The sequence below is a fragment of the Paraburkholderia sp. CNPSo 3274 genome, assembly GCF_024206475.1.
GTDB lineage: Bacteria > Pseudomonadota > Gammaproteobacteria > Burkholderiales > Burkholderiaceae > Paraburkholderia.
This window is the reverse complement of sequence record NZ_JAMBPR010000005.1, coordinates 61308-86150: the sequence shown is the minus strand read 5'-3', so window position 1 is coordinate 86150 and position 24843 is coordinate 61308. Positions and strand designations below refer to the sequence as shown.

26 protein-coding genes are annotated in these 24843 nt (G+C 64.8%); 4 read left to right on the top strand and 22 right to left on the bottom strand.

Annotation, left to right across the window (positions count from 1 at the left end; genetic code table 11):
- Window positions 1–113 precede the first annotated feature (113 nt).
- The 9 genes from M3I54_RS04720 to M3I54_RS04680 form a co-directional block, all read right to left on the bottom strand.
- Window positions 114–854, bottom strand: a complete 741-nt coding sequence (locus M3I54_RS04720) for a GGDEF domain-containing protein (RefSeq protein ID WP_254333446.1) — start codon at window positions 852–854, stop codon at window positions 114–116.
- A 22-nt stretch (window positions 855–876) separates the two neighbouring features.
- A complete protein-coding gene (locus M3I54_RS04715; protein ID WP_254333444.1) occupies window positions 877–1263 on the bottom strand; it encodes a DUF1987 domain-containing protein in 387 nt (128 codons plus the stop codon).
- Between the two features lie 18 nt (window positions 1264–1281).
- The gene (locus M3I54_RS04710) at window positions 1282–1845 is read right to left on the bottom strand and encodes a SiaB family protein kinase (protein ID WP_254333442.1); all 564 of its coding nucleotides are present in this window, start codon (window positions 1843–1845) and stop codon (window positions 1282–1284) included.
- 14 nt (window positions 1846–1859) lie between these two features.
- Window positions 1860–3092 (bottom strand): SpoIIE family protein phosphatase, encoded by a 1233-nt coding sequence (locus M3I54_RS04705; RefSeq protein WP_254333440.1) that lies wholly within the window; start codon window positions 3090–3092, stop codon window positions 1860–1862.
- 178 nt (window positions 3093–3270) lie between these two features.
- Window positions 3271–3579 (bottom strand): non-heme iron oxygenase ferredoxin subunit, encoded by a 309-nt coding sequence (locus M3I54_RS04700; RefSeq protein WP_254333438.1) that lies wholly within the window; start codon window positions 3577–3579, stop codon window positions 3271–3273.
- Between the two features lie 45 nt (window positions 3580–3624).
- The gene (locus tag M3I54_RS04695) at window positions 3625–4695 is read right to left on the bottom strand and encodes a fatty acid desaturase family protein (RefSeq protein ID WP_254333436.1); all 1071 of its coding nucleotides are present in this window, start codon (window positions 4693–4695) and stop codon (window positions 3625–3627) included.
- Window positions 4696–4826: 131 nt separating this feature from the next.
- A complete protein-coding gene (gene alr, locus M3I54_RS04690; protein WP_254333434.1) occupies window positions 4827–5948 on the bottom strand; it encodes an alanine racemase in 1122 nt (373 codons plus the stop codon).
- Window positions 5949–6081: 133 nt separating this feature from the next.
- Window positions 6082–6684 (bottom strand): alpha/beta fold hydrolase, encoded by a 603-nt coding sequence (locus M3I54_RS04685; protein WP_254333432.1) that lies wholly within the window; start codon window positions 6682–6684, stop codon window positions 6082–6084.
- 37 nt (window positions 6685–6721) lie between these two features.
- Window positions 6722–7615 (bottom strand): LysR family transcriptional regulator, encoded by an 894-nt coding sequence (locus tag M3I54_RS04680; protein WP_254333430.1) that lies wholly within the window; start codon window positions 7613–7615, stop codon window positions 6722–6724.
- Window positions 7616–7717: 102 nt separating this feature from the next.
- On the opposite strand from M3I54_RS04680, the gene M3I54_RS04675 reads away from it, so the two are divergent.
- Window positions 7718–8143 (top strand): VOC family protein, encoded by a 426-nt coding sequence (locus M3I54_RS04675; protein WP_254333429.1) that lies wholly within the window; start codon window positions 7718–7720, stop codon window positions 8141–8143.
- A gap of 22 nt (window positions 8144–8165) precedes the next feature.
- Here M3I54_RS04675 and M3I54_RS04670 read toward each other — a convergent pair whose 3' ends face one another.
- Both M3I54_RS04670 and M3I54_RS04665 read right to left on the bottom strand, forming a co-directional pair.
- Window positions 8166–9239, bottom strand: coding sequence for a linear amide C-N hydrolase (locus tag M3I54_RS04670; RefSeq protein WP_375542093.1), 1074 nt, complete (start codon window positions 9237–9239; stop codon window positions 8166–8168).
- Between the two features lie 317 nt (window positions 9240–9556).
- Complete coding sequence (locus tag M3I54_RS04665; protein ID WP_254333427.1) at window positions 9557–9862, bottom strand: hypothetical protein; 306 nt, start codon at window positions 9860–9862, stop codon at window positions 9557–9559.
- Between the two features lie 351 nt (window positions 9863–10213).
- Between M3I54_RS04665 and M3I54_RS04660 the strand changes: the two genes are divergently transcribed.
- A complete protein-coding gene (locus M3I54_RS04660; RefSeq protein WP_254333426.1) occupies window positions 10214–12421 on the top strand; it encodes a TonB-dependent siderophore receptor in 2208 nt (735 codons plus the stop codon).
- A gap of 58 nt (window positions 12422–12479) precedes the next feature.
- On the opposite strand, the gene M3I54_RS04655 is transcribed toward M3I54_RS04660, so the two are convergent.
- The 10 genes from M3I54_RS04655 to M3I54_RS04610 all read right to left on the bottom strand — a co-directional run bounded on the left by M3I54_RS04655 (window position 12480) and on the right by M3I54_RS04610 (window position 21682).
- Complete coding sequence (locus M3I54_RS04655) at window positions 12480–13145, bottom strand: DUF2278 family protein (protein WP_254333425.1); 666 nt, start codon at window positions 13143–13145, stop codon at window positions 12480–12482.
- 156 nt (window positions 13146–13301) lie between these two features.
- Window positions 13302–13655, bottom strand: a complete 354-nt coding sequence (locus M3I54_RS04650; RefSeq protein ID WP_254333424.1) for a RidA family protein — start codon at window positions 13653–13655, stop codon at window positions 13302–13304.
- A gap of 55 nt (window positions 13656–13710) precedes the next feature.
- Window positions 13711–14892, bottom strand: a complete 1182-nt coding sequence (locus tag M3I54_RS04645; RefSeq protein ID WP_254333423.1) for an FAD-binding oxidoreductase — start codon at window positions 14890–14892, stop codon at window positions 13711–13713.
- Entirely contained in the window at window positions 14885–16315 is a 1431-nt protein-coding gene (locus M3I54_RS04640; protein ID WP_254333422.1) for an FAD-dependent oxidoreductase, read from the bottom strand. The genes M3I54_RS04645 and M3I54_RS04640 overlap by 8 nt, the downstream gene beginning before the upstream one ends.
- The gene (locus M3I54_RS04635) at window positions 16305–16679 is read right to left on the bottom strand and encodes a (2Fe-2S)-binding protein (protein WP_254333421.1); all 375 of its coding nucleotides are present in this window, start codon (window positions 16677–16679) and stop codon (window positions 16305–16307) included. The genes M3I54_RS04640 and M3I54_RS04635 overlap by 11 nt, the downstream gene beginning before the upstream one ends.
- A 7-nt stretch (window positions 16680–16686) precedes the next feature.
- A complete protein-coding gene (locus M3I54_RS04630) occupies window positions 16687–17829 on the bottom strand; it encodes an FAD-binding oxidoreductase (protein WP_254333420.1) in 1143 nt (380 codons plus the stop codon).
- Window positions 17826–18623: an ABC transporter permease gene (locus M3I54_RS04625; protein WP_254333419.1), complete on the bottom strand. Its 798-nt coding sequence runs from the start codon at window positions 18621–18623 to the stop codon at window positions 17826–17828. The genes M3I54_RS04630 and M3I54_RS04625 overlap by 4 nt, the downstream gene beginning before the upstream one ends.
- Window positions 18624–18635: 12 nt before the next feature.
- Window positions 18636–19508, bottom strand: a complete 873-nt coding sequence (locus tag M3I54_RS04620; RefSeq protein ID WP_254333418.1) for an ABC transporter permease — start codon at window positions 19506–19508, stop codon at window positions 18636–18638.
- Window positions 19495–20565 (bottom strand): ABC transporter ATP-binding protein, encoded by a 1071-nt coding sequence (locus tag M3I54_RS04615; RefSeq protein ID WP_254333416.1) that lies wholly within the window; start codon window positions 20563–20565, stop codon window positions 19495–19497. Before M3I54_RS04615 ends, M3I54_RS04620 begins: the two co-directional genes overlap by 14 nt.
- A 49-nt stretch (window positions 20566–20614) precedes the next feature.
- Complete coding sequence (locus M3I54_RS04610; RefSeq protein ID WP_254333415.1) at window positions 20615–21682, bottom strand: ABC transporter substrate-binding protein; 1068 nt, start codon at window positions 21680–21682, stop codon at window positions 20615–20617.
- 180 nt (window positions 21683–21862) lie between these two features.
- Here M3I54_RS04610 and M3I54_RS04605 point away from each other — a divergent pair, with 180 nt between their 5' ends.
- Window positions 21863–22810: a LysR substrate-binding domain-containing protein gene (locus tag M3I54_RS04605; protein ID WP_254333413.1), complete on the top strand. Its 948-nt coding sequence runs from the start codon at window positions 21863–21865 to the stop codon at window positions 22808–22810.
- Between the two features lie 9 nt (window positions 22811–22819).
- Here the strand turns inward: M3I54_RS04605 and M3I54_RS04600 are convergent, their stop codons facing one another.
- Complete coding sequence (locus tag M3I54_RS04600; protein ID WP_254333411.1) at window positions 22820–23749, bottom strand: LysR family transcriptional regulator; 930 nt, start codon at window positions 23747–23749, stop codon at window positions 22820–22822.
- A gap of 128 nt (window positions 23750–23877) precedes the next feature.
- On the opposite strand from M3I54_RS04600, the gene M3I54_RS04595 reads away from it, so the two are divergent.
- Window positions 23878–24828 carry a hydroxymethylglutaryl-CoA lyase gene (locus M3I54_RS04595; RefSeq protein WP_254333409.1) on the top strand — a complete coding sequence of 317 codons (951 nt, stop codon included), beginning with the start codon at window positions 23878–23880 and terminating at the stop codon, window positions 24826–24828.
- Window positions 24829–24843 lie beyond the last annotated feature (15 nt).

Sequence of the window (24843 nt, the reverse complement as noted above, 5' to 3'; positions counted from 1 at the left end):
CGCGATTTCGTGACCTGCATTCTTCATACGCGTCGCCATTTTCTCCGCACCATTGTAGTGGCGTTCGGAAAAGACGAGCGTGGCGTGGCAACGGCCCGAATAGCCACCGTCGCTCAACCTGCCGAGGCGATTTGCCCTTCGAACGTCACGCAGTTTCGGCCGCCGCGCTTGGCGGTGTACAACGCGGAATCGGCGAGTCCGTACGCCGTGTCGAAATCGATGCCCGCCGGATTGTCGCTTACGCCGAAACTGGCAGTAATGGGGCGGCACACCGGCGCGGGGAACGCGTGATTCGCAATGGCCGCGCGCATGCGCTCGGCGAGTTGCAAGGCATCGGCAATCTCGAAGCCCGGCAATACGACCGTGAACTCTTCGCCGCCCACGCGTCCGATGATGCCGGTCTCGCCGAGAATGCGCCGCAGGCAGTTCACGATGCCCGAGATCACGCGGTCGCCGGCCGGGTGCCCGAATTCGTCGTTGACCTTCTTGAAGTCGTCGATGTCGAGCAGGATCATCACCGCCCGATTCGCGCGCAGCGCTTTCACTGTGCGTTCGATCACGGCGCTGCGATTCAACACGCCGGTCAGCGCGTCGTGCGTCGCGCGATATTGCAGTTGCTGCGTGAGCGCCTGCATTTCGCGCTCGGCGCGATCGCTGCGCCCGATCAGGCGGCGGGTTTCGCGCATCAGGCGCTCGTAATGCTGGATGAGCTCGAGGAGCGCCTCGCGATGACTTTGCGCGTGCGACTCCGGACCCTCGGCAATCGCCCGGGCCCGCTCCAGCGCCTCGCTTTCGCTGCGGAACAGGTCGAGGTAATGATCCTTCAATGTGTCCCGTAAGGCAGTCGTATCCACGCGCGTCGTCCTCAAAGCATCCTCACGTTGCAACCGGGCAATCGTTGAACTTGATTGCCGTGAAGTCGGTCTGCAGTTCCTCGCCGAATTCGAGGATCGTTTCGTCTTCTTCGTCGCGGTACCAGTTCACCTGCACCTGGTTGCCCGCCGCTGCGGCGCGATCCAGTGCGTCGAACACGCTGAACAGCATTTTGGTGCTCGAACTGTTGAAGTAGGTGAGCGTGACATCGACCGTGATCGCGGCGTTTTCGCATCCTTTGAGCCAGAGATTGAGCCGCTCGATGATCGGCGCGTAGAACGCGGCGGCATGCTCGGGATACGATTCGCCGCGCAGTGACAGCACGTTTGCGTCGAAGCGGAAGTCGATTTCAGGCGACGTTGCCGTGGCGGCGATAAAAAGGTTTTCCATTTTGTACGCGTGCCCTGGTCAGATGATGGTCTTGAGGCAAAACAGTGTGGTGCCCGTATCGTCTTCGCGTGGATGAAACGCGAATTCGAGCGGCGCACTGGCGTCGCGCGCCATCGTCAGAAAACCCAGTCCCGCGCCTTTGCTGTCAGCAGGCGTGTCGGCGCGCAACGACATCTTGTAGGCCTGCTTGATTTCTTCGATCGACATGTTGCGCAGCGGCGCCAGCTTCTCGCGCAATTCGTCCACGGCCGCCGTGGCGATGGGATTCACGCATACCATGAGGTGGCGCTCGCCTTCCGCGGAAATGCACATCGCGCCTTCTCGTATTGCACCGCCCTGGCCTTGATCTTCGGACAGCGCGTCGCACGAGTAGTGCACGATATTGTGCGAAAGCTCGATGAACGAAGAGAAGATCCTTCTGCGCGTGGACGTGCTCAGTCCCGCCACTTCCAGTTGCAGCTTCACGACCTCGCTCATCGCCGCGACGATGCTGTGCGAAAAATAGCCTTTGTGATAGAAGAGCAAATTGCGCTTCTGTGCGATTTCGAAGAAGCAGCAGTTTTGATCCAGAATTCCAGACATATTGGTGAACTACCTCAAACTCGTGCGAAGAAAAGCGTGACATCGTCGCGGCGCGCCTGTGAGCCTTGCCATGCCGCAAAGGTCTCGAGCAAACGTGCGCAGATGAAAGAAGAAGCGTTCTCGCGCTCAGCGAGAATCCGGTCGAGCGTCCGGCGTTTCCCGAACGCGATTTTTCGCGGGCCGCCAATCTGATCGGTCAGACCATCGGTGGAAACGAACAGCAGGCTGCCGTGGGGCACGGCTACGGCGTGCTGGCTCCAAGTGTAATCGGCGAGGCTGTCGACATAGCCCACGCCCATGCGGTCGCCGGCAATGCTTTCGAACTGTTCCGCATCCGCACGCAAGACATGCAGCGCGACCCGCGCACCCGCAAAGTGCAGCACCTGTCTGGCGGCGTCGAACCAGAAGAACGCGGCGTCCAGACCGTCGTTGGACTGCGGGGCGTCGCCTGTGCCGTTGATTTGCCCGAGCAGGCCCTTCACATTGCGATTGACGGCTGCCAGCAGCGCGGAGGGGTTACGCGGGCCGATCTGTTCGAGCGCCTGCGAAAGCGATGCCGAGGCGAGCAGGGTCATGAACGCGCCGGGCACGCCGTGCCCCGTGCAATCGGCCACCGCGCCGAACCAGCCGTCGGCAAACGCCGCGAAATGGTAGAAGTCGCCGCCCACCACGTCGCGCGGCTCCCAGACGAGCGCCGCATCGGGCAGCATGGTCGTGAGCGTTTCGCGCGAGGCGCGCAGCATGGCTTGCTGGATCACGCTCGCATACTCGATGCTCTGCATGATCTGACGATTCTTTTCCGCCTGCATTTCCGCCACGACGGAAAGCAACCGCAAGCCGTTGCCCACACCAACGAAGCGGCCTTCGCGCGTCACGATGAAACCATCGACTAGCGCCTTTTCGCCGACTTCAACGGTTTTGAACGTGAGCGCCTCGATGCTCATGTCCACGTCGACGATCAATGGCTCCTTGTCCATGAACGCGATGCAACTCTTCTTGTCGTATAGCTCGCGATGAAACGGCTTGCTCATTTGCGACAGAAAAATATCGCGGTTGATGAGCCCGACGGGGCGATCGTTTTCGATCACCGCGAGACTGGCCATGTCGCGCCTCGAATAGAAAATCTCCATGACGAGAGAGTTCGAATCCGAAGCGTCGATGGCCGGCACTTCCAGAGCCAGTTCTCCGGCGCTGCGCGGGCCTACGGGAAGACCCGGACGACGAAACTGCGCGAGCGCGGGGTGCATGACTATCCATTCCGATTAATATGGAGAATCAGCACGCTAATGGCTATTTATGTCATTCTCGTTACATGGGCGAGAGTAAGCGTTCAACTTGGCTTGTTTAATACACCGTAATGATCGGCAAACGCCGCGCTAACGTTTGCGCGGCTTTTTCGCTTCCTTCGTGCAAGGTTTCGGTGCATCACACTTCAATATAGATCCGTCCACCTTCGACCTTTGCCGGATACGTTGCGAGCTTCTCGCATACCGGTGCACAAAGCGGCTTGCCGTCACGCACGTCGAAGCGACCATTGTGCTTCGGACATTCGATCACATGGCCCATCACGAGCCCGTCGCTCAGGTGCACGTGTTCATGTGTGCAGAGCCCGTCGCTCGCGTAGACCTCGTCTTCCACGCGGTAGATTGCAAAGGTGCGTCCGCCGTGGTCGAAGCGCATGACGTCTTCGTCTTCGATATCGTCGAGTGCGGCTGCGTCGATCCATTGGGGCATGGGGTGAGTCTCCAGATTCGTATTGAAGGTTGTGTACGCAACGGGTCAGGCTTCGGCGTGACCCGGGACCGGGCGCGCCACGTGATAGGAGGGATCGCGTGTTTGCCGCACGAGCGCGGGAATGATTTCCGCGTAGGCGGCAAGGCTGCTGCGATAGGGCGGCGGCATATCCATTTTCACGACTTCGTGCAGGCGCTGCAGCGCGTGAAAAGGAATCATCGGAAACATGTGATGCTCGACGTGATAATTCATGTTCCAGTAGAGAAAGCGGAACACGGGATTCATCATCACCGTGCGGCAGTTGCGCCGGTGGTCGAGCACGTTCTCGGGCATGCCCGCGTGCTGCGTGAGGCCGAAGTAGAGATAAAGCCACGCGCCGTACAAGCTCGGCAGGCCGATATAAAGCAGCGGCACGATGGTGCGAAAGCCGATACACGCGCCAATCACAATCGCGTAGACAAGCAGGCTCAGGCGCGCTTCGCGAATGGCCTTGGGCCATTCGGAGGCGGGCACGAAGCTTTGTTCTTCCGCGCCCAGACGTCCGCACGCGGCGGAGATCATGCGCGGCGACTCACGCGAGACGTGCTTGAGCGCAAAGATGTTGAGGGCGAGCGAGAGCCAGTCGGTGGGGCGCGGCGCGGCGATCTCGGGATCGCGGCCCACCACCAGCGTGTCGGTGTGATGGCGCGCGTGGCTCCAGCGCCAGATCGTCGCGCAGCGGAACACCTGGAACGAAGCGATCTGATAGAGCACGTCGTTCATCCAGCGCGTTTTGAATGCGGTGCCGTGCCCCGCTTCGTGCCAGCGCGAATCGGCGGGGCTGCAATAGAGCGTGCCGTAGAGCAGGAACGCGGGCAGCGCCCACCACGAATGCGCGTGCCAGAGGAACCCGGCGAGCACGCCGCTCGCGACGATGGCCGCATACCAGATCACGGTGTCGCGCATGGCTCGCGCGTCGCTGCGCTGCATGAGCTGTTTCATCACGAGGCGCGGCACGGCGCACCGGTACCAGTGCGCGTTGACGAGGCCCGCTGCGCGCGCGCGTTCGCCTGCGCCGCCGATGAGCCGGTAGTCCGCGTGATGCGGCGCGTACGCGTGAGTCTCCTGGTCGGCCACGAGTGTCTCCTTGAAGTGTTGGCACCGCGCGGCGCGCAATGCGCCGGGCGTGTCTACACAAAAATAGGTGACGCAAGGCCGGGGCTCAACCGGAAGTTTGACGAAATTTCGTCAGCGAGCTTTCGGCGTAGTCAGGCTGCTACGCGCGCGCCGTGTGCTTGCGCAGCGCAGGCCGTATCCGCGCCATCGGCCACGATCACCGGCACGCGCAGCGCGAGTGCGCACAGCAGCTCATAGCCGATGGTGCCGGACGCTTCGGCCACTTCGTCCACGCGCACCTGGTCTCCCCACAGCTCGACGCTCGAACCGATGTCTGCCTTCGGGCACGGCGTGAGATCGACCGTGAGCATGTCCATCGAGACGCGCCCGACCACGCGCGTGCGCACGCCATCGACGGCAATTGGGGTGCCGGTGGGCGCGTGGCGCGGATAGCCGTCCGCATAGCCGCACGCCACCACGCCGATGCGCATCGGCCGGTCGACCTCGAAGGTGCGGCCATAGCCGATGGTCTCCTGCGGCGCGAGCGTTTGCACGCCGATGATGCGGCTCGTGAGCGTCATGGCCGATTGCAGCCCGAAGCCTTCCACGTGGCGTGCCACGCCCGTGGGCGACGCGCCATAGAGGATCGTGCCGGGCCGCACCCAGTCGCGATGCGCGCGCGGGTGCCAGAGTACGCCCGCCGAATTCGATACCGACTGCTCGCCGGGAATGTCCTGCACCGCCGCGTCGAACGTCTCGAGCTGCCAGTCGACCTGGCCGTCGTCGGCGTTCGCGAAGTGCGTCATGAGCGCGATCGCGCCGATCGACGGAATGGCGCGCGCGCGCTCCCACGCGGCGCGATACGCATGGGGGCGGAAACCCAGGCGGTTCATGCCCGAGTTCATCTTCAACTGGATATCGATGGGATGCTGCGGCTTCGCTGCCGCGAGCAGATCGAGCTGCTCGTCGCAATGCACGGCCATGGTGAGCCGGTGCGCCACGGCCAGCTCGACGTCGGCGGGTTCGAACACGCCTTCGAGCAGCAGCAGCGGCTTGGTCCAGCCCAGTTCGCGCACGCGCACGGCTTCATCGAGGTCGAGCAGGGCGATGCCGTCGGCGCCCGCGAGCGCCGGATAGATGCGCTCGATGCCGTGACCGTACGCATTAGCCTTGATCACGGCGAAGGCACGCGAGCCACCGGCGAGCCGCTTCGCCAGCTGCAGGTTGTGACGGATGGCGTCGGGTTGAATGCGGGCGACGATGGGGCGCGGCATAGGCGTTCCTGTGGGTTGGATGGCGAAGGTCTAGTGATTTGTGCAATCGTATTGATTTTCGTCCAGTTATTTTTAATGTATTTTTCGGCGAATTTGGTCGAAACGACTCTCACCCGTCCCGCGAGGCAACGGATCAGTGCGCCATCAAATGTGCATCTACGAGCGGCGCCAACGCTTCTGCGTGGACGCTCGCGAGATCGTGCTCGCCGCCGCGCACCACATGCAGCGTGGAATTGGTGAGCAAGGCGTTGAGCCGCTCGCCAACCGCGACGGGACTCAACGGATCGTTGTCGCCCCAAAGCAGCAGAGCCGGCTGGGTGATGCTGGCGATGCGGTCTGAAAGGTCCGTATGGAACGAGACGAACCACTCCGGAAAGGCGCTCGTGTCGCCCGCGCGCCAGTTTTGCGCGCCGAGCGTCGCGGTTTCGATGCTACCCGACGTGACCGAGAGCACCAGATGCGTGACGAACTGCGGCTTCTCGAGCGCCGCGCGCACGGCGACTACACCGCCCATCGACTGGGCGATCAGCGCCGTGGGTCGATCGAGCATGGCCAGCACGCGTTGCACGATGTCGTCGATGCTGGCGACTGCCGGGTCCGCCGGTTCGCCGCCAAAACCCGGATAGCCAACGACGCGACGTGCTGCCGGCGCGACGAGGCGATCGGACAGCGGTTGCCAGAAGGCTTTGTTTCCAGCGGCGCCCGGCAGGAAGAGCAATTGCTCGGGAGTGCTCAAGTGTGTTTCTCCAGTGGGCTTGAAAGGAATGATGTGTTCATTGCGCCTCGCCCGCCTGCTGTTGCTCACGGGCGCGAGTTTCGAGCAGTTGGATCAGCAGGCGCGCGGGGTCGCTCAGCGTGCCCGGTGCGCGATGCACGAGGCCGACGTCGCGGTGGAAGGTGTGCTGCCCGAGATCGATCGCGCGCACCTTGGCGGGCCAGCGCCGCCACGCCGACGTTTGCGGCACCAGCGCGACCCCTACGCCGTTTGCAACGAGCCCGACGATGGCCTCCAGTTCGTCGAGTTCGCTCAGGTCCTGCACGGTGTAGTGTATGCGGCGCAGGAAGCGGTCTACCTGGCGTCCGCCAAAAGAGGCCCGATCGTAGCGGATGAAGGGTTGTGTCGCCAGCAGTTCGGCCCAGTCGTGGCCTTTTAGATGACGCGGCACGATGAGCCGGAACGGCTCGCGCGCGAGCGTGGTCCAGTGCAAATCGCTTTGCAGTGCGAAGGGTGGCCGGATGATGGCCGCCATGTCGATTTCGCCGGCATCCACGAGATTGTGAAGCTCCATCGAAACGCCGGGGATCACGCGCGTGCGGCAGCCGGCACAACGGCGGTGGAATTCGGCGAGCGCCTCTGGCACCAGCGCGCGCTGCACGGAAGCGATCGCGCCGAGCGTGACGCGTCCGGTCGCCGCGGGGCCGGCTGTGCTCGAACTCAGGTTTTCATAGAGCCGGATGACTTCCTGCGCCTGCGCGAGGATCTGCTGGCCCATCGCGTTCAGGCGCGCCGTGCGCCCTTCGCGGTCGAACAGCGTGAAGCCCAACTCCGCCTCGAGGCGCTGTATTTGCGCGCTTACGGCGGCCTGGGTCAGGCCGATCTTCTGTCCCGCCGCGGCGAACGTGCCTTCTCTCGCCACGGCAACGAGGGTTCTAAGTTCGCGTATCATTCATCAAGAATATTTGTGAATCAGAAAATTATATGTTGATTTTGTTTTTGCTTCGGTCTGTCTACCATGGCGGGATCGCTTTCGAAGACAGTGGAGACACGCATGTCGCTTTCCCCCTTTCACCTCGCCATTCCCGTTTATGACCTCGCAGCTGCGCGCGACTTCTACGGCCGCGTATTTGGTCTTGCGGAGGGGCGCTCCAGCGCGCAGTGGGTCGACTTCGACTTCTTCGGACATCAGCTCGTGATTCACGAACACCCGAAAACGGCCTCGCAGGACCATGCGCACACGAACCCCGTGGACGGCCACGACGTGCCGGTGCCGCATTTCGGCGTCGTGCTGAGCTGGGGCGACTGGGAGGCGCTGGCCGAGCGCCTCAAGACCTTTGGCGTGAAGTTCGTGATCGAACCTTACGTGCGCTTCAAGGGGCAGGTGGGCGAGCAAGCCACGATGTTCTTCCTCGACCCGTGCGGCAATGCGCTCGAATTCAAGGCGTTCAAGGACATCGGCCAGCTTTTCGCCAAATAAGCGCGAAAACGCCGCGAGGCGATCAAGGCGCGGGCGCAGGCATGAACTTGAACGACGGCGTCGCCACGAAATTGCCCGACACCTCGCCTGAATACACCTGGCCCGAATCGATGGTGAGTTTCATCACGGGCGCGCCGGGCTTGAGATCGAGCTTGCTCAGCGAGATCCAGAAGGTGTCGGGGCGCGTGGCGGAATCGAAGTAATAGACGCGGTTCGTCTGATCGGCGACCGTGCGCCAGATCGTCGACGAAAGATTCGGCATGTTGGGCGTGGTAATACCGAGCGGCACGCTCACCGAGCGCATGAGGCTCATCACGCTCGCCACAGCCTGATAATTGGGGTTCTGCTGCGGCACGCCCGCCATATAGGCAGGGTCGGGCTTCTTGGGAATGGCGTCGAGCAGGAACGAGGTGCGCACGAAACGGTCGGCCGCGCGATTCGTGCCGGGCAGAAAGGCGAGTCCGCCCACGCTTTTCCAGTACGTGTCGAGCGCGAGCTGTTCGGGGTAGATCGGCGAGTTCGTCATCACCTTGTATGCCTTGTCGTGCATGATCACGAGCTTGCCGTCGATATATTCGAGGATGGCCGAGTCGCCATGCGAATCGGAAAGCGCGAGGTGAATGGAGATTGGTTTTCCGTCGGGTAGCGGCGGCGCAATGATCTGGAACGGCTCGTGGCCAAGTGCATCTACGGCCTCGCCAACGGTGGCGAAATTGTCGAGCACGTATTGCGCCCACAGGCTGATGGCGAGCGGTTGCCGCCCCGAGTTGGGCTTGCCGTAATCGGTTTCGGCGAGATAGAGCGCGTTGGTCACGAGGCCGCGCTCGTTCATGCCGTCCACACTGCCGATATCGTAGCCCGAGACCACCACGCTGCCATATTTCGAGCGCCAGTGCGGCGAGCGCGGGCCCGCGCTGCCGTCGCGTTCAATTCCAGCCGGAAAGACCCAGACGTTCGAGCGCATGTCCTCGGACCAGTCCATCGAACGCCCCGTGATGACGAGACCGCTGTCGCCCACGTAGAGTGCGCGCGTGCAGGCTTGCGCGGGATCGGTAACGAGCGGTGCGGCCAGCAAGGCGAGCGAAGCGGCCAGCACGCAGACTTTCAGGCGAAGATGCGAACGAACCAGACGGGGCACGATGGTGTTCCAGTTTCAGGACGCGCCGATCATGTCATGGAACTCGCTTTTGGCCGTTCTAACGTGGCCGGAGCGCAAGCATGCCCTCGCGCGCGCTATGCGCAGCGGATATTCAGGTGCGGTTGTTGCTAGCCGGCTGCCTGCTGTGAAAGCTTAAGCGCGTAACGGCATCGCAGCGAGCGCCAGTATGGAGCCGCCAGTTCATTCTGGCAGCTGGCGACAATAATCAGGAAAACTGAAGATCGCAACCCATGCAGGCATGCAGCGTGTGAATGCTAGGGCTGCTGCCAGTGGAAACGATCGCCGCGCAAGGGTGCACCTTCATCGTCGAGTTTCTTGTCGCCACCCGGGAGCGTTTCGAAATACGACTTGCCGTCATGCTGGGTGCCCGTATGCAACGCGGCGCGCGAAATACCGGGCGGGACAGACGAGGGCGAGGCGGGAGGCCAATGCAGCGTGGCAGGCGCCGCGCCCTGGGGAGAGGGCAGATCCGTGTTTTTGTTCGCCGAGCCAAGGCCCATAGCCCATGCGGCCGGGACCGAAGCCAGAACGATCAGCACGGGGAACGTAGCGTGTCTCATACGCGGTCACCACGTGAATGGACTGACTGGGCCTGTATTTTATGTCGCGGCTTAGCGTATTTCCAGGCGCCGACAGTGCGCAATGCAGCAAGCCGGGCGCACCCGCGCCACGTTTCGTGCGGCTGTCCAATCCAGACGATTTTCGACGATTTTTGCGCAAATTAGACATTATCTGGCCGCTTCGAGTCCGTTTTGAGCAGGATTTCGAAGGAATCCATCAAATCTGACGAATGAGACGGGAGTTCTAGGAAAAGTCGTAAGGGTTTGTTAATATCGCCCGCCAATGGAAATGAGAATGCTTCTCATTGAAGTATCCGGCAAGCAATGGCGAGACGACCCTTCCAAAACGACATGAACAACCGAGAACACGCGCGGCAAGCGCGACGCACGCTGCCGCGGCCGTTGCATATTGCGGCCTGGCTTACTTTTGCGGCGGCTCAGGCCGCTGTTGCCCAAACGTCGACACAGGACAGCGCCGCGACGAGCGCAACCCAGAAGGCGCCGCCGCAGGCCGCCGCCGGTACCGCCGGCACGGACCAGGCGCTGCCCGCCGTGAAGGTGAGCGCGAGCGAGGTCGCCGATTCGCCGCTGCACCTGAACACGCCAGTGAACAGCGGCGCGCTCGGCACGCGCTCGCAGCTCGACACGCCGTTCTCGACCACCGTCGTGACGGGAGAGGATCTGGCCGAGCGCCAGGTCTACAAGCTCGGCGATGTATTTGCCGGCGACGCCTCGGTCAGCAATAACAGCAACGCCTATAACGCGTGGGCCACCTACATCACCATTCGCGGTCTCCCCATGGACTGGCAAAACGGCTTTCGTATCGACGGCAATCCGTTCATTTCGTACGGCATCACCATGCCCTACGAGCAGTTGGAGCGCGTGGAACTGCTCAAGGGCCTGGGCGGCTTCATGTACGGCTTCGCGCAGCCGGGCGGCCTCGTCAACTACGTGACGAAGCGGCCGGAGAAGGACCCTGTCACGAGCCTCGACGTGGGCTATCGCATGGACGGCGTGCTGAGCACGCACGTCGACCTGAACCGCCGCTTCGGCCCGGACGACATGTTCGGCGCGCGCCTGAACTACACGAAGGAAGCGGGCAAGACCTATAACGCCGGCGATATCAACCGCAACTCGGTTTCGCTCGCGCTCGACGGCCAGCTCACGCGCGACCTGCAGGTGTGGTTCAACGCGCTCTACCAGACGATCCGTTCCAGCGGCCAGACGCCCGCGATCTATACGGGTAGCTACACAGCGTCGAGCCTGCCCGCGGTGATCAGCGGCGGCAGCAACCTGCTTGGCGGCACCGACCAGCACATCAACACTAACCTGCAGCTCTACACGGCGGGCGTGCGTTACCAGATCACGCCCGACTGGTCGTTCACCACCTCGGGCAGTTACAGCAAGTCGGCGCGCGATCGCAACGAGAGCACGCTCACGCTGCTCAACCAGGAAGGCGACTACACCGACGCGCGCTGGAACGGCGACGAAGGCCATCAGGACGTCTACTGGCAGGGCATGTTCGAGGGCAAGGTGAAGACCGGGCCGTTCACGCATCAACTCGTGATTGGCGGCGCGTACCAGCACCAGACCAACAACTACGCGTTGAACTCGATCTATACGGTACTCGGCAACGGCAACCTGTATCAGCCCAACCCGTGGCGCTTCTATTCGGGCGGCGGGCTCGAAACGTACCGCACGAGCGATATCACGCAGGCCTCGGCGTTCGTGAGCGACACGATGCAGATCACGAGCCGCTGGTCGGTGCTCGCGGGCCTGCGTTACACGAACTATAGTCAGAACAACTACGCAACCACGGGCGAGAAGACGTCCCAGTACAGCCAGAGCGGCGTGCTCACGCCGACCTTCGCGCTCATGTACAAGCTCGAGCCGAATACGACGCTGTACGCGAGCTACGTCGAGGCGCTGGAGCAGGGCGCGATCGTGGACAGCATCTATGCGAACGGAGGCGCGATGCTGCGCCCGCTGCGCTCGCGTCAGTACGAAATCGGCATCAAGAGCGAGCACGAGCGCTGGAGCGCAACGGCGGCGCTGTTCCGCATCGAGCGCGGCGCGGCTTATGCGAACAGCGACAACGTCTACGTGCAGGATGGTAACTCGATCTACGAAGGCGTCGAGGCGGCCGGCCGCGTACGGCTTGGCCGCAGCTGGCAGGTGGCAGGCAGCGTCACGCTGCTCGATACGTGGTACGCGAAGGGCCAGTCGTACAACGGCAATCGTGTAGCCGGCGCGCCGACGTTCGTCGCCGCGGGCCGCGTGACTTACGACGTGCCTTACGTGCAAGGCCTGCAACTGGCCGCGGATGCGAAGTTCACGGGCAGCACCCAGGTGCGTCCGGCAAACAATCTGGAAACGGGCGGCTACATGCTCGTGAACGTGGGCGCGAACTACTTCACCCGCATTGGCGGCCACGACGTGACGCTGCGCGCGGCGATCGACAACATCACGAATCGCCGTTACTGGATGTACCAGTACTCCGATTACATCGCGCCAGGCGATCCGCGCACGGTCAGCCTCAACGCGAAGATCGACTTCTAAACGTTCGATCAGCTCGAAAGTGCGGGCGCATGGCGGGATTCCGGCATGCGCGCGCCGCTTACGAAATCGGCTGCGAATCCGGCGTGGGATTGCCGAGGTCGTCGGTGGGCACGTATTGCTGATCGAACGCCGCCACATACAAGGCCCATTCGGGGTCGCCCAGATCCACGAGCAGCGCGCCGTCCTGCCAGATGTCGTTGTGGTCGTTCGCGTCGTTGCCCGCCTTGTGGATAAACTCGCCCTTCGAGCCCTGGTTCATGTGGACGTCGTGGATGCCGTCGCCTTCGCTGTAGAAGCGGCCAAATACGTAGACGTCGAGCGACGCTTGTTGCGCGCGCAACAGAAGGCGCTGCAGCGAAGCGACGGGCTCCACCTGGTCGGAGCCGTCCATCACGTCGCTGATGCGCCACGCGCCCGTATTGGCGAGAAAATCGCTGCGCTGAAAGTCGATGGCGGGCAGCGCTTCGGTGCCCGTGAGATCGGTCGAGCCCTCGGCCGCGCCCTCGAGCGTGGTGAGCACGCTGTGGTTGAAGTCGAACACGAGCTTGTACTTGAGCAGGTCGTCGGCATCCGTGGTGCCCACGTTGACGGCGATGTCCCATTGCGCGCCATTGACCGTCACGCCGAAGTGCAGGTGGTATTGGACTTCGTGTGGCCGCCGCGTGGCCTTCAACTGCGGTGCGGAAACAATCTTCGCCTTAACGTAGCCGTAAGGAAGGGCCATCGCGCGCTCCTCTAAGTTCGGGTGGGTTCGCCATTGTGCCGCGCGAACGTGAACTTGCGCTTACAGCGTGCTTTGATCCCGCGCCGTCGCTTTACGGTTGCTCGACTGTGGCTGTCGGCGTGCTTTCACGGCGGCGCCGGCAGCCTCGCGCGGCGCTTAACCCAGGGCCACAACCGCGATTTCCACGAGCAATTGCGGCGACGCCAACTGCGCCTGCACCGTCGCGCGCGTGGGCGCGCAACCTGCGGGCACCCACGTGTCCCACACCTCGTTCATGCCCGCGAAGTCGCGCGCGATATCGGCGAGCCAGACCTGCGCGGAGACGAGCCGGGTCTTGTCGATGCCGGCCTTGGCGAGAAACCCGTCGATTTTCGCGAGCACGGCGGCGGTCTGGGTTTTCACGTCGGGCGACGGATCGGCCGAGGTCTGGCCACCCACGAACACGAGCCCCGCGGCCTTCACGACGCGGCTCATGCGCTGATTGGTTTCGATGCGAACGATATCGTTCATGTGTCTGCAAGCTCCTTCGCCGCAATGGCGATACGGGGTGAGGGAATCGATGGCATCAATGCGCGGCAACGCCGGCCAGTGGCGCCTGCACCGCGGCGCGCTCGAAGCGGTCGATCGCGAACGCATCGAGCGAAAGCGAAGGCGCGCCGTCGAGCACGAGTTCGGAAACGAGCCGCCCGCACGCGGGCCCGAGTTGAAAGCCGCTGCCGCAATAGCCGAACGAGTAGTAGAGATTCGCGGCGCGCCGGCTTGCCGAGATGATGGGCAGCGAGTCGGCCGTGAACGCTTCCACGCCGGCCCATGCGCGGTTCACGCCCAGATGGCGCAGATGCGGAAACAGATCGACAACGGTCTGCGCGCTTTTCACGAGCCGCATGAAATCGACTTCGCCGTGCCGCCCCGGCAGATCCGCGATGCCGATCAGCTTGCCGCCGATCACCACCGTGCCGTTGTCGAACTGCTTGAACGAAAGCGGGCGACCCGTGGCGCCGAGCGTCGCGCGGCAGAAGGGCGCCACGCGGTGGGTGACCATCAGCATGAGCCCTTCGGGGTGCACGGGCACCGGCTCGCCGGCCTGGCGTGCCAGCTCGCCCGACCACGCGCCCGCGGTGACGAGCAGCTTGCGCGCGGCAAAGGTGCCGCGCGGGGTTTGTGCGATCCAGCGCTCGCCGCGCGGCTCGATGTGCGTGACCGCCACGCCTTCGTAAAAGCGTGCGCCATGCTTTTGCGCGCCGAGGCGAAACGCCGTGGTGGTGCGAAAGGGCAGTGCATAGCCGTCGCGCTCGACCCAGATACCGCCCGTCACGTGCTTCGCCAGCGCAGGTTCGAGTTCGAGCACTGTCTCGCGGTCGATCAGCTTCTCGTGCGTGAAGCCATGCGATTCGAGCAGCGTGACGCGCTCGCGGCACTCCTCAAGTTCTGCATCGGTTTCGGCAATCTTCAGTTGTCCGGAAGGAACGAAGCCACCGTCGTCACCGATGGTTTCCGGCAGTGCGTGCCAGATTTCGCGCGACATGAGCGCAAGCGGGATCTCGGGGAGCGGGCGGCCGAGCGTGCGCACGCCGCCCGCGTTCACGCCCGACGAATGGCGGCCCACGTAGTCGGCTTCGAGCACGATCACGCTCGCGCCGCGCCGCGCCATGTGGAAGGCGCTGCTCGAACCGTGCAAGCCGCCGCCGATCACGAGCACGTCCGCTTCCTGCACGGCGCTCGCAGGGGGAGTTCGGACGTCATTCACCGGCGAGCTCTCCAAGAGTGAGCGGCTTGATGGGCGGGCGGATGCGGTAGTAGCCCACCTCGGCTGGCGGCACCTTGCGCGCATCGGCGATCACTTCGGTCACGGTGAGGCCGCACATGCGGCCCTGGCACGGCCCCATGCCGCAGCGGCCGAACGACTTCGCCTGGTTCGGGCCGAGGCAGCCGAGGCCGACGAAGCCGCGCAGCTCGCCCGCCGTCACCTCTTCGCAGCGGCAGACGATAGTGCTGTCAGCGGGGATGCGATTCGCATCGCGCGGGCGGTAGAGGCTGTCGAGGAACGGACGGATGCGCATCACCCGGTCGAGTTCCGCGCGATGGGGGGTGGCCTCGCGATCGCGCGCGGCTGCATCGATCGAGCCTAGCTGCGCGGCGGCGGCAAGCGCCGCAAGCACGCCCTGTTGTGCTGCGGCCTGGGCGCCGCCGATGCCCGCGCCGTCGCCGGCCACGAAGATGCCGGGCACGTCGAGCTCGCCCCATGCATCCGTTTGCGGTGTGAAGCAAAGCTGCCCGTTGTCCCAGCGATGCGTGGCGCGCAGCGCCTGCGTGAACTGCGTGTTGGGCACCACGCCCTGGTGCAGCAGGATCACATCGGCTTCGATTCGGTGCGCGCGGCCTTGCGACGTGAACGTGAGCGCAGCTGCGCGCTGTACGCCGTCGCCGCCCTGGCGGCCTTCCACGGCGAGGTCGTCGGCGGCTTCGAAAATGGGTACCCTGGCCTCGCGCAGCGTGCGGATCAAATGCAGGCCTTTGCTCAAGAACGGCCACGAGCGCAACGCGGCAAGCAGGTGGCGTTTCGCGCGCCAGCGGTCTTCGTGGCGCGTGGTGTCGACGAGCGCGCGAATCGGCACGCCTGCCCGTACATATTGCCAGCCGAGCAGGTAGAGCAGCGGCCCGCAGCCCGCGAGCACAGGCGGCGCGGCGGGCACTTCGCCCGCACTCTTGAGCAGGATTTGCGCGGCGCCCGCCGTGAGCACGCCGGGCAGCGTCCAGCCCGGAATGGGAAACGGCCGCTCCAGCGCACCGCTCGCGAGAATCACGCGCTTCGCCTGGAAACTGCCTACTTTGCCGTCCTTGAGGTAGTGAACGACATGTTCGCGCGTGACCTGCCATACGCTGGCATGGGCGACATGGCGTGCGCCGGAATGCGCGAACGCCTGGGCGATGGCGTCGCCCGCCGCGTAGTCGGGGCCGAGTATCTCCTTGCGGCGCGCGTCGGCGCGGCCTATCGCGCGATAGATCTGGCCGCCCACGGCGTCCTGCTCATCGATCAGGACCACTGAGAGTCCGGCGCGCGCCGAACGCGTGGCCGCGCTCATCCCGGCGGGACCTGCGCCGACCACGACGACATCGGCGGCTTGCGCATCGAAATCGGCTTTGGCATCGCCTTGATAGTCACCGGGCATGAGCGTTCTCCTCGAGCGTGTCGGCATTCGCGCCGGGTTCGGGCGGCAGGTCGCGCGCACCTTCCTGCGAGCGGACATGCATCCCGGCGCGCACGGGCACCATGCAACTCTGGCGGCTGGGCACGCCGTCTATCTCTACAAGGCATTCGAAGCACGCGCCCATCATGCAGAACGGCGCGCGCGGCGCACCCGAGACGGGCGTGGCGCGAAAGCGCGATACGCCAGCGGCGAGCAGCGCAGCGGCGACGGAGCGCTCGGCGGGCACCGAGAGCGGCTGGCCGTTGAACCAGATATCGACGCGCGTTTCGGCGTCGGAGAGCGTCTTGAACAGCGGCGCGGGCGCTTGGGTAGATTGGGCTGTCATGGCGGGATTAGTGAGCGAGGATCGGTTCGGCAGCCGCGTCGGGCGCGAAGCGGCGCGCGGAGAAAGCGGGCAGTTCGACGGGCATCGGGCCGCCCGTGATCCACGGCGCGATGCGCAGCGCGTGGGCTGCGGCGAGCGTCACGCCGCTATGGCAGGTGACGACGAACGCGCCCGGATGCGCCTCAGACTGATCGTAGACCGGAAAGCCATCGGGGCTGTACACGCGCAGCGCGGCCCACATGCGCACGAGCCGCACATGGGCGAGCATCGGAAACGCGCGCACGCCGCGCGCGGCGATCTGGCGCAGGATCGGCGTGGTGGTGAAGTCGTTGAAGCCGGCTTCTTCCATCGAGTCGCCGAACTGCACCGTGCCTTCGTCGGTCTGCCGCACGTTGATGGTCGGGTAGCGCAGAAACGGCTCGACGCGCTCGCTCACGAGCACCTGGCCGCGATTGGGCGCAACGGGCGCATTGAGGCCCACGTGCGGCGCGAGCGTGCGATTGCCGAGGCCGGCTGCGAGCACGACACGCGCAGCGTGATAGACACCGCGCCGGCCCTGCACGCTGAACCCGCCCGGCCCGGCGACGATACGCTCGGCGCGCTCCCCCGAGACGAGCACTACGCCGCGCCGCTGCATCGCGACATGCAGCGCGCGCAGCAGCTTGAGCGGGTTGACGTGGCCATCCATCGGCGTATAGCTCGCGCCAACGACCGCCGGGCCGATGCCGGGCAACTGCTCGCGCAGCTCGCGATGATTTAGCAGTTCGAAAGGATAATCGCCGATCTCGGCCTGCAAGGTGGAGAGCCGTTTATGGCGCTCGGCGAGTTCTTCGTCCGAGAAGCAGATGTGAAAGCCGCCAGGCTGGCGCAGCGCGACATCCACGCGCGCCTCGTCGGCGAGGCTTTGCGCGAGCAGCGGCCAGCGCTGCGCCGAACTGCGCGACCAGCGCGCGTAGGGCGAAAGGCCGTAGCCCTTGCCCTGAATCCAGACGAGGCCGAAGTTGCCTCGCGAGGCGCGAAAGCCGCCGTCGTCCTCGTCGAGCACGGTCACGCGCGCGCCTTCGCGGGCGAGCCCGTAGGCCACGGCGGAGCCGACGAGGCCGCCGCCGATCACGAGCACGTCGGGGCTCGCGGTGGAGTTCTGTGTCATCGGGCTTCTCCGATCAGGATGCGGTCCAGCCCGACCATGCGGTCGAGCAGCAGCATCAGCAGGATCGTGCCGACGATCAGCACCGCCGACACCGAGGTGACGAGCGGATCGATCGTCTGCGCGATCTGGTTGTACATGGCAACGGGCAGCGTGGTCGTGCCGGGGGTAGCGACGAAAATGGTCATGGTGAGTTCGTCGAAGCTCTGGATGAACGACAGCACCCAGCCGCCCGCCACGCCGGTGCGGATCATCGGCAGCACCACGCGGCGGAATGCCGTGAAGCGGCTCGCTCCACATGAAAGCGCCGCGCGTTCGGCGTCGCGGTCGAGGCCGACCGCCGAAGAAAGCGCGAGACGCAGCGCATACGGCAGCACAATCACCACGTGCGCGGCGACGAGTGCCCAGAACGAGCCGTTCAGGTTCAGCAGCGAGAGAAAGCGCAGGAACGCGATGCCGAGCACCACGGCGGGAATCATCATCGGCGAGAGGAAGAAGCTCACCAGCGCAGCGCGCCCCGGAAAGCGGTAGCGCGCGATGGCGAGCGCGGCGGGCACCGCGAGCGCCACGCCGATGGTGGCCGCGGCGAACGCGAGGCGCACGGAGAGCCAGAACGCCGAGACGATGTCGCCGTTCTGCAGGATCGCGCGAAACCAGCGCAGCGACGCGCCGTCGAACGGCATCGAGATATAGCCCTTGTCCGTGAAGGCCACGAGCAGCACCACGACGATGGGCGCGAGCATAAAGGCGAGAAAGAGCGCGTTGAACGCGAGTCCGAGGAATCCGTTGCGTTTCATGGCGTGCCCCCTTCAGTCGAAGATGTGCTTGAAACGGCGTTCGGCGAGACGGCTGCAGCCCATCACGATCGCCACGTTGGCGATCAGCAGCAGCACGGCAATGCTCGCGCCCAGCGGCCAGTTCAAGGTGCCGAGGAACTCATCGTAGGCGGCCGTGGCGACGACCTTCATGCGTCGTCCGCCGATCAGCGCGGGCGTGGCGAACGCGGAGGCCGAAAGCGCGAACACGATGATCGAGCCCGAGAGCACGCCCGGCATGATCTGCGGCAGGATCACGCGGCGGAACACGCGCAGGGGCGAGGCGCCGAGCGAGCGCCCGGCCCATTCCACCTGCGGATCGAGCTTTTGCAAGGTCGCCCAGACAGACATCACCATGAATGGCACGAGCACGTGCGTGAGCGCGATGATGGTGCCCGTCATGGTGAACACGAGGCGAATGGGCTCGTCGGTGATATGCAGTGCCTGCAGCGCGTTGTTGAGCACCCCGTTATTGCCCAGCAGAATTTGCCAGCCGAGCGTGCGCACCACCACCGAGATCAGCAGCGGGCCGAGCACGATCAACAGGCAAACGGATTGCCAGGGCCTGCGCATGCGCGCGAGCACCAGCGTTTCGGGCACGCCCAGCACGATGGACAGCAGCGTGACGGCGAACGCGAGTCCCGCCGTGCGCAGGAAGATTTCGCCGTAGTAGGGATCGCTCAGGACCTCCAGGTAATTGGTGACGGTCCAGCCGCGTTGCACACCCGCGATGTCGCTGAACACGTGAAACGAGAGCACGAAGGTGAGCAGGAGCGGCACCAGCAGCAGCGCGAGAAAAAGCAGCAGCGCGGGCGCGGAGAGCAGCCACGGCGCGGCGCCCGCGCGCGAGTCGTCAAGCGTTGCCATGAGCGCCCTCCCGCGTGAGCACGCGCAGGTCGTCGTCGGTCCAGGCGAGTCCCACTTCGTGGCCTTCCTCGGGCGGCGGTGCGCCGTGGTTGGGCTGGGTGACATGCAGCTTGCCGAGCGAGGTTTCCACGGCGAGCAGCCATTGATTGCCCACGAACACGCGCGTCGTCACGCGCCCCGTGAGGCGCGCGTCGCCGTTGGCCAGATGCACTTTTTCAGGGCGGATGTAGACGTTCACGGCGCCCGCCACCTCGCGGCCTTCGTGCGGCACGTGCAGCATCGTCCCGGCTACCTCGACCTCGGCGCAACGCGGATTGCGGCGCAGCACTTCGCCCGCGAGCGTATTGGTGCGGCCAAGGAACGTGGATGCGAAGGGCGTGGTCGGGCGCTCGTAAGCGTCGAACGGCGTGCTCAACTGCGCGATGGCGCCGCCGTGCATGACGGCGATGCGGTCGCTCATCGTCATCGCTTCCACCTGGTCGTGCGTCACGAGAAGGGTCGTGATGCCAAGGCGTTTCTGGATGGCGCGCAGTTCGATATGCATCTCTTCGCGCAGCTTGGCGTCGAGGTTCGACATCGGCTCGTCGAGCAGCAATAGTTCGGGCTGCATGGCAAGTGCGCGGGCGATCGCCACGCGCTGGCGCTGGCCGCCCGAAAGCTCCTTCGGAAAGCGCGCGTCGAGCCCGCGCAAACGCACGAGTTCCAGCGCTTCGGCAATGCGCTCTGCGCGTTGTGCGCGCTTCATCTTGCGCATCTCCAGACCGAAGCCCACGTTACCGGCCACGGTCATGTGCGGAAAGAGCGCATAGCTTTGAAACACCACGCCAATGCCCCGTTTCTCCGGGCGCTCGTGGGTGATATCGCGGCCATCGAGCGTGATGCGGCCCGTGCTCGGTGTGACGAAGCCCGCGATCATCTGCAGCGTGGTCGTCTTGCCGCAGCCCGAGGGCCCGAGCAGCGAGAGAAACTCGCCGCGCGCGACCGTGAGGTCGAGCCGCTCGATCGCCGTGAAGTCGCCGTAGCGCTTCGAGATGCCTTGCAGGGTGAGGAAGCTCATGAGCGTCGGTCCTCGCTGTGCGTTGGGTGCGGGGCGGGGAGCGGGCGCATCAGCGCTCGACCGAACGGTTCCAGCGCTCGGTCCACTCGGTGCGATGCTCGTTGATGGTGGTCCAGTCCATCGCCGTGAGCTTCGCGATCTGGTCAGGACCGTAAGGCACGCGCGCGGCCACTTCGGGCGTGAGCTTGACGGTCTTGTTGACGGGGCCGAGGCCGATGTCCGCCGCCTGCTGCGCCTGCACTTCGGGGCTCAGCAGGAACTGGATGAACTGCTGCGAGAGCTGCGGCTGTGCGTTCTGTGCAATGGAGCACGCGGCCACCTGCAGCGCCACGCCGCCTTCCTTCGGGTAGATGAACTTGAGCGGGAAGCCGGTGTTTTGCAGCGCCACCGCGCGGCCGCTGCCGTAAGGCGCGATGATCACGTCGCCGGACTGCATGAGGCCGTCCATTTCGCCGGGCGTGGGCGCCCACGAAAGCACGTTGGGCGCGACCTGCTTCGTCATGGCCTTGAAGCCGGGGTCGATGTCCTTCTCGCCGCCGCCGTTCAGGCGCGCGAGCATCACGAGTGTATGCAGGCCGTAGGTGTTGGTGATGGGCGGCACGCCGAGTTTGCCTTTCACGCGCGCGTCTTCGAGCGACTTCCACGAATTGGGCGCGGGCAGGCCGAGCTTTTTGAACGCCTGTTCGTTATAGCCGATGCCGGTCGCCACCATGCCCACGCCCACGGCGGTCGGGCCAATGTGCGCGAGCGGATAGAGGTCCTTCATGACCGGGGCGTCGTCGAGCTTGCCGCACAGGCCGAGTTGCATCGCCTGGTACATCGGGCCGTCGTCCATCACGGCGACATTGATCTGCTCGTGGCCCTTTTGCGCCTGGAGCTTGGCGAGCGTGTCGCTCGAATTTCCCGCCACGTAGACGATCTTGACGTCATGCGCCTTTTCGAACGTCGGGATGATCTTCTGACGATAGAGTTGCTCGTTGGAGCCGCCGACGTTGGCGACGTACAGCGTGGTTTCGGCCTGGGCGAGCGAGGCCGCAGCGAGTGTGCCGGCGACGGCGAGTGCGACGAATGCGGCTTTGGGGGGGAAGGTTGAACGACGGCGCATCGCGGCTTTCATGACGACGATCTCCATTCGATTGTGGGGAGCGGCGAACCGGACAGTGCGCCGATGCATCGCAGTCTGTGCCGGGCTGGCCATATCGTCCAATACGAATAAAATGCCAACCTATACGGAAATGATATGGGCCAGGGTTAGGCCCTGGCGCAAGAATCAGGGTTACGCCCAGGAGAGATCATCTTGAATCTGAAGCACGTCGAGGCGTTTCGCGCGGTGATGGTGTCGGGCTCGATGACGGCCGCCGCGAAGGCGCTCTACACCTCCCAGCCCAACGTGAGCCGCCTGATCGGGCAACTGGAGCGCGAGACCGGGCTCACGCTGTTTCAGCGCGTGGGCATCCGCCTCATTCCCACGAGCGAGGGCAATGCGTTTTTCCGCGAAGTCGAGCGTGCGTATGTGGGCCTGCAAGGCCTCAGCACCGCCGCCGCGCAAATCCGCAATCTCGGCAGCGGGCGTCTGCGCATCGCCGCCATGCCGTCCGCGGGGCTGACGCTCGTGCCGCATGCCATCGACAAGTTCCGCCGCCTCTATCCGGGCGTGACGGTCTCGCTGCACGTGAATACATCGGGCACCGTGAACCACTGGACCGGTTCGCAGTTCTGCGATCTGGGCGTGGCGGTGTACATCAGCGAAGCGTCGAATTGCGAGGTCGAATTGCTCTCGAAGGTCTCGGCTGTATGCGTGATGCCGGCCTCGCACCCGCTCGCGAAAAAGGCCATGATCCGGCCCGCCGATCTGGAGGGGGAATCGTTCATCTCGCTGTGCCACGGCGACGGCACACGCACGCAAATGGACGAAGTGTTCCAGCGCGCGGGCGTGGAGCGCGTGCTCGCCATCGAGGCGCAGTACACGGCGATCTGCTGCGAGATGGTCCGCTGCGGAATGGGCGTGACGCTCGCGCATCCCATCGTCGCACGTGATTTTGCGGGGCCCGATATCGCGATCCGGCCGTTCTCGCCGGCGGTGCTGTTCCCCACCTACTTGCTGTTTCCGCCGAACCGGCCGCGCGAGCGTCTCGTGGCCGAATTCGTCGAGGTGCTGCGCGAACACCACGACGGTTTGATTGTGCAGATGAAAGCGGCCGATCGTGAGCCCGCGCGCAAACGCGCGAAGAAAGCGGCGGCTTGAGGCGCGCGATCAAGCGTTGCTTTTCGCGCCGCGCTTTTTCTGTGCCGCCCGTTCCGCGAGATGCTCGACCATGTGCTGCGCCGCGGGCTGAAGTGTGTCGAACGAACGAAAGCAGACGATGAAACGCCGCCGCGCCCAGGCGTCGGTGAGGGGAATGGTGTGCACATCCATGATGCGGCGGTAGGTGTTGCTCACCTCCTGGGGCACGACGCTGATGCCGAGATTGGCGGCCACCACGCGAAACGCCGCGTCGAGCGTCGACACCACCGCGCGATAGGCGACCGTGCGCCCGCTGCGCGCCGCCGACTGCCGCAGCATCGTATGCACGGCGGTGGAGGGCGGCAGGCCCACGTGCTCGTAATCGAGCGTCTCCTCGAAGGCGATGGTGCGGCGTTTCGCAAGCGCGTGCTCGGGATGCACGGCGAGCACGAGCCGGTCTTCGCGCCAGGGGCGCGATTGAAGTCCCCCGAGTTCCACGTTGTCCCAGCACACGCCTAGCGAGGCCGCGCCGTCGCGCACGCGCTCCACGAGTTCGTGCGAGGTGCGCTCTTCCACGTTCACGCGAATGTTCTGATACGCGGGCAGGCGCATGAACGACGCGAGATCGTCGAGCAGCGCCTCGGCGATTGCGGAAGCCGAGGCGCATACGCTCACGCTGCCCGAGAGGCCGCTGCCGAGCGCGGCGACGTCGCTGGCGGCGCGCTCGAGCGTGAAGATCACGCTGCGCGCATGCTCGAGCAGCGCGAGACCCGCCGCGGTGGGCTGTACGCCACGGCGCGAGCGCGTGAGCAGCGGCACGCCGAATTCGCTTTCGAGTTGGGCGATGCGCTTGCTGATGGCCGAGGGCTCGATGTGCTCCTCGCGCGCCGCGCGCCCCATGTTGCCGTGCTCGCACACGCTCACGAGAAGGCGCAGGGTCTTGAGGTCGATGTCGTGCACGGTGTCTCCTTGCTGCGCTTTTGTGTGTTTCCGGATTGGAATCTTAAAGCTTCCAAAATACCGCTTTATGTATTTCGTGGAATGCCTAAAGTTAGCACATCGCTGGAGACAAAAACGGAGACACCTTCATGCCCCCATTACCTCAGTGGGCCCAGACTCGTGCAGTCATACGCGAAGTCGGCCTGCGCGACGGCCTGCAGAGCATCCAGACGGTGCTGCCTACCGAGCACAAGATCGAGTGGATACGCGCGGCGCACGAAGCCGGCCAGCGCGAGATCGAAGTGGGTTCGTTCGTGCCTGCGCGCCTCCTGCCGCAGCTCGCGGATACGGCGGAACTCGTCGCATACGCAAAGACGCTGCCGGGTCTCGTCGTCTCGGTGCTCGTGCCGAACCTGAAGGGCGCCGAGCGCGCGCTGGAGGCGCAAGCGGACCTGATGCTCGTGCCCCTTTCCGCGAGTCAGGCGCATAGCCTCGCGAACCTGCGCAAGACGCCCGATGAAGTCGTGGCCGAGGTGGCGCGCATGCGCGCCGCGCGTGACGCCAGCGGCGCGAGGACGCTGATCGAAGGCGGCATCGGCACGGCGTTCGGCTGTACGCTGCAAGGGCGCGTCGAGTCAGCGGAGGTGCTGCGCTGCATGCAGGCGCTGCTCGACGCGGGCGCGGACCGCGTGAGCCTGGCCGACACCGTGGGCTACGCGAACCCCGCCGCCGTGCGAGAACTCTTCGAGGCCGCGCGCAAGATCGCGGGCGAGCGGCTGTGCTGCGCGCACTTTCACGACACGCGCGGCCTCGCGCTCGCCAACGTCTATGCGGCGCTGGAAACGGGCGTCACGCGCTTCGACGCCACGCTCGGCGGCATCGGCGGCTGTCCGCATGCGCCGGGCGCGAGCGGCAATGCATCGAGCGAAGACCTCGCGTTCATGCTCGCCGACATGGGCATCGACACCGGCATCGACATCGAACGGCTGCTGGCGCTGCGCGCGCGCGTGGCCCAGTGGCTGGAGGGCGAAACGCTGCACGGCACGCTCTGGCGCGCCGGCCTGCCGAAGACCTTTGGCGCAATCGCGCATCATGCCTGACTAGTTTGAGATCCT

What these genes read in the sequence shown, in the direction of transcription:
- M3I54_RS04650 (WP_254333424.1), bottom strand. Translation starts at nt 13,655, where the DNA reads ATGAACGATATCGTTCGCATCGAAACCAATCAGCGCATGAGCCGCGTC.
- M3I54_RS04700 (WP_254333438.1), bottom strand. Translation starts at nt 3,579, where the DNA reads ATGCCCCAATGGATCGACGCAGCCGCACTCGACGATATCGAAGACGAA.
- M3I54_RS04675 (WP_254333429.1), top strand. Translation starts at nt 7,718, where the DNA reads ATGTCGCTTTCCCCCTTTCACCTCGCCATTCCCGTTTATGACCTCGCA.
- M3I54_RS04630 (WP_254333420.1), bottom strand. Translation starts at nt 17,829, where the DNA reads ATGACACAGAACTCCACCGCGAGCCCCGACGTGCTCGTGATCGGCGGC.
- M3I54_RS04715 (WP_254333444.1), bottom strand. Translation starts at nt 1,263, where the DNA reads ATGGAAAACCTTTTTATCGCCGCCACGGCAACGTCGCCTGAAATCGAC.
- M3I54_RS04680 (WP_254333430.1), bottom strand. Translation starts at nt 7,615, where the DNA reads ATGATACGCGAACTTAGAACCCTCGTTGCCGTGGCGAGAGAAGGCACG.
- M3I54_RS04615 (WP_254333416.1), bottom strand. Translation starts at nt 20,565, where the DNA reads ATGAGCTTCCTCACCCTGCAAGGCATCTCGAAGCGCTACGGCGACTTC.
- M3I54_RS04635 (WP_254333421.1), bottom strand. Translation starts at nt 16,679, where the DNA reads ATGACAGCCCAATCTACCCAAGCGCCCGCGCCGCTGTTCAAGACGCTC.
- M3I54_RS04610 (WP_254333415.1), bottom strand. Translation starts at nt 21,682, where the DNA reads ATGAAAGCCGCGATGCGCCGTCGTTCAACCTTCCCCCCCAAAGCCGCA.
- M3I54_RS04705 (WP_254333440.1), bottom strand. Translation starts at nt 3,092, where the DNA reads ATGCACCCCGCGCTCGCGCAGTTTCGTCGTCCGGGTCTTCCCGTAGGC.
- M3I54_RS04655 (WP_254333425.1), bottom strand. Translation starts at nt 13,145, where the DNA reads ATGGCCCTTCCTTACGGCTACGTTAAGGCGAAGATTGTTTCCGCACCG.
- alr (WP_254333434.1), bottom strand. Translation starts at nt 5,948, where the DNA reads ATGCCGCGCCCCATCGTCGCCCGCATTCAACCCGACGCCATCCGTCAC.
- M3I54_RS04660 (WP_254333426.1), top strand. Translation starts at nt 10,214, where the DNA reads ATGAACAACCGAGAACACGCGCGGCAAGCGCGACGCACGCTGCCGCGG.
- M3I54_RS04620 (WP_254333418.1), bottom strand. Translation starts at nt 19,508, where the DNA reads ATGGCAACGCTTGACGACTCGCGCGCGGGCGCCGCGCCGTGGCTGCTC.
- M3I54_RS04625 (WP_254333419.1), bottom strand. Translation starts at nt 18,623, where the DNA reads ATGAAACGCAACGGATTCCTCGGACTCGCGTTCAACGCGCTCTTTCTC.
- M3I54_RS04640 (WP_254333422.1), bottom strand. Translation starts at nt 16,315, where the DNA reads ATGCCCGGTGACTATCAAGGCGATGCCAAAGCCGATTTCGATGCGCAA.
- M3I54_RS04595 (WP_254333409.1), top strand. Translation starts at nt 23,878, where the DNA reads ATGCCCCCATTACCTCAGTGGGCCCAGACTCGTGCAGTCATACGCGAA.
- M3I54_RS04665 (WP_254333427.1), bottom strand. Translation starts at nt 9,862, where the DNA reads ATGAGACACGCTACGTTCCCCGTGCTGATCGTTCTGGCTTCGGTCCCG.
- M3I54_RS04710 (WP_254333442.1), bottom strand. Translation starts at nt 1,845, where the DNA reads ATGTCTGGAATTCTGGATCAAAACTGCTGCTTCTTCGAAATCGCACAG.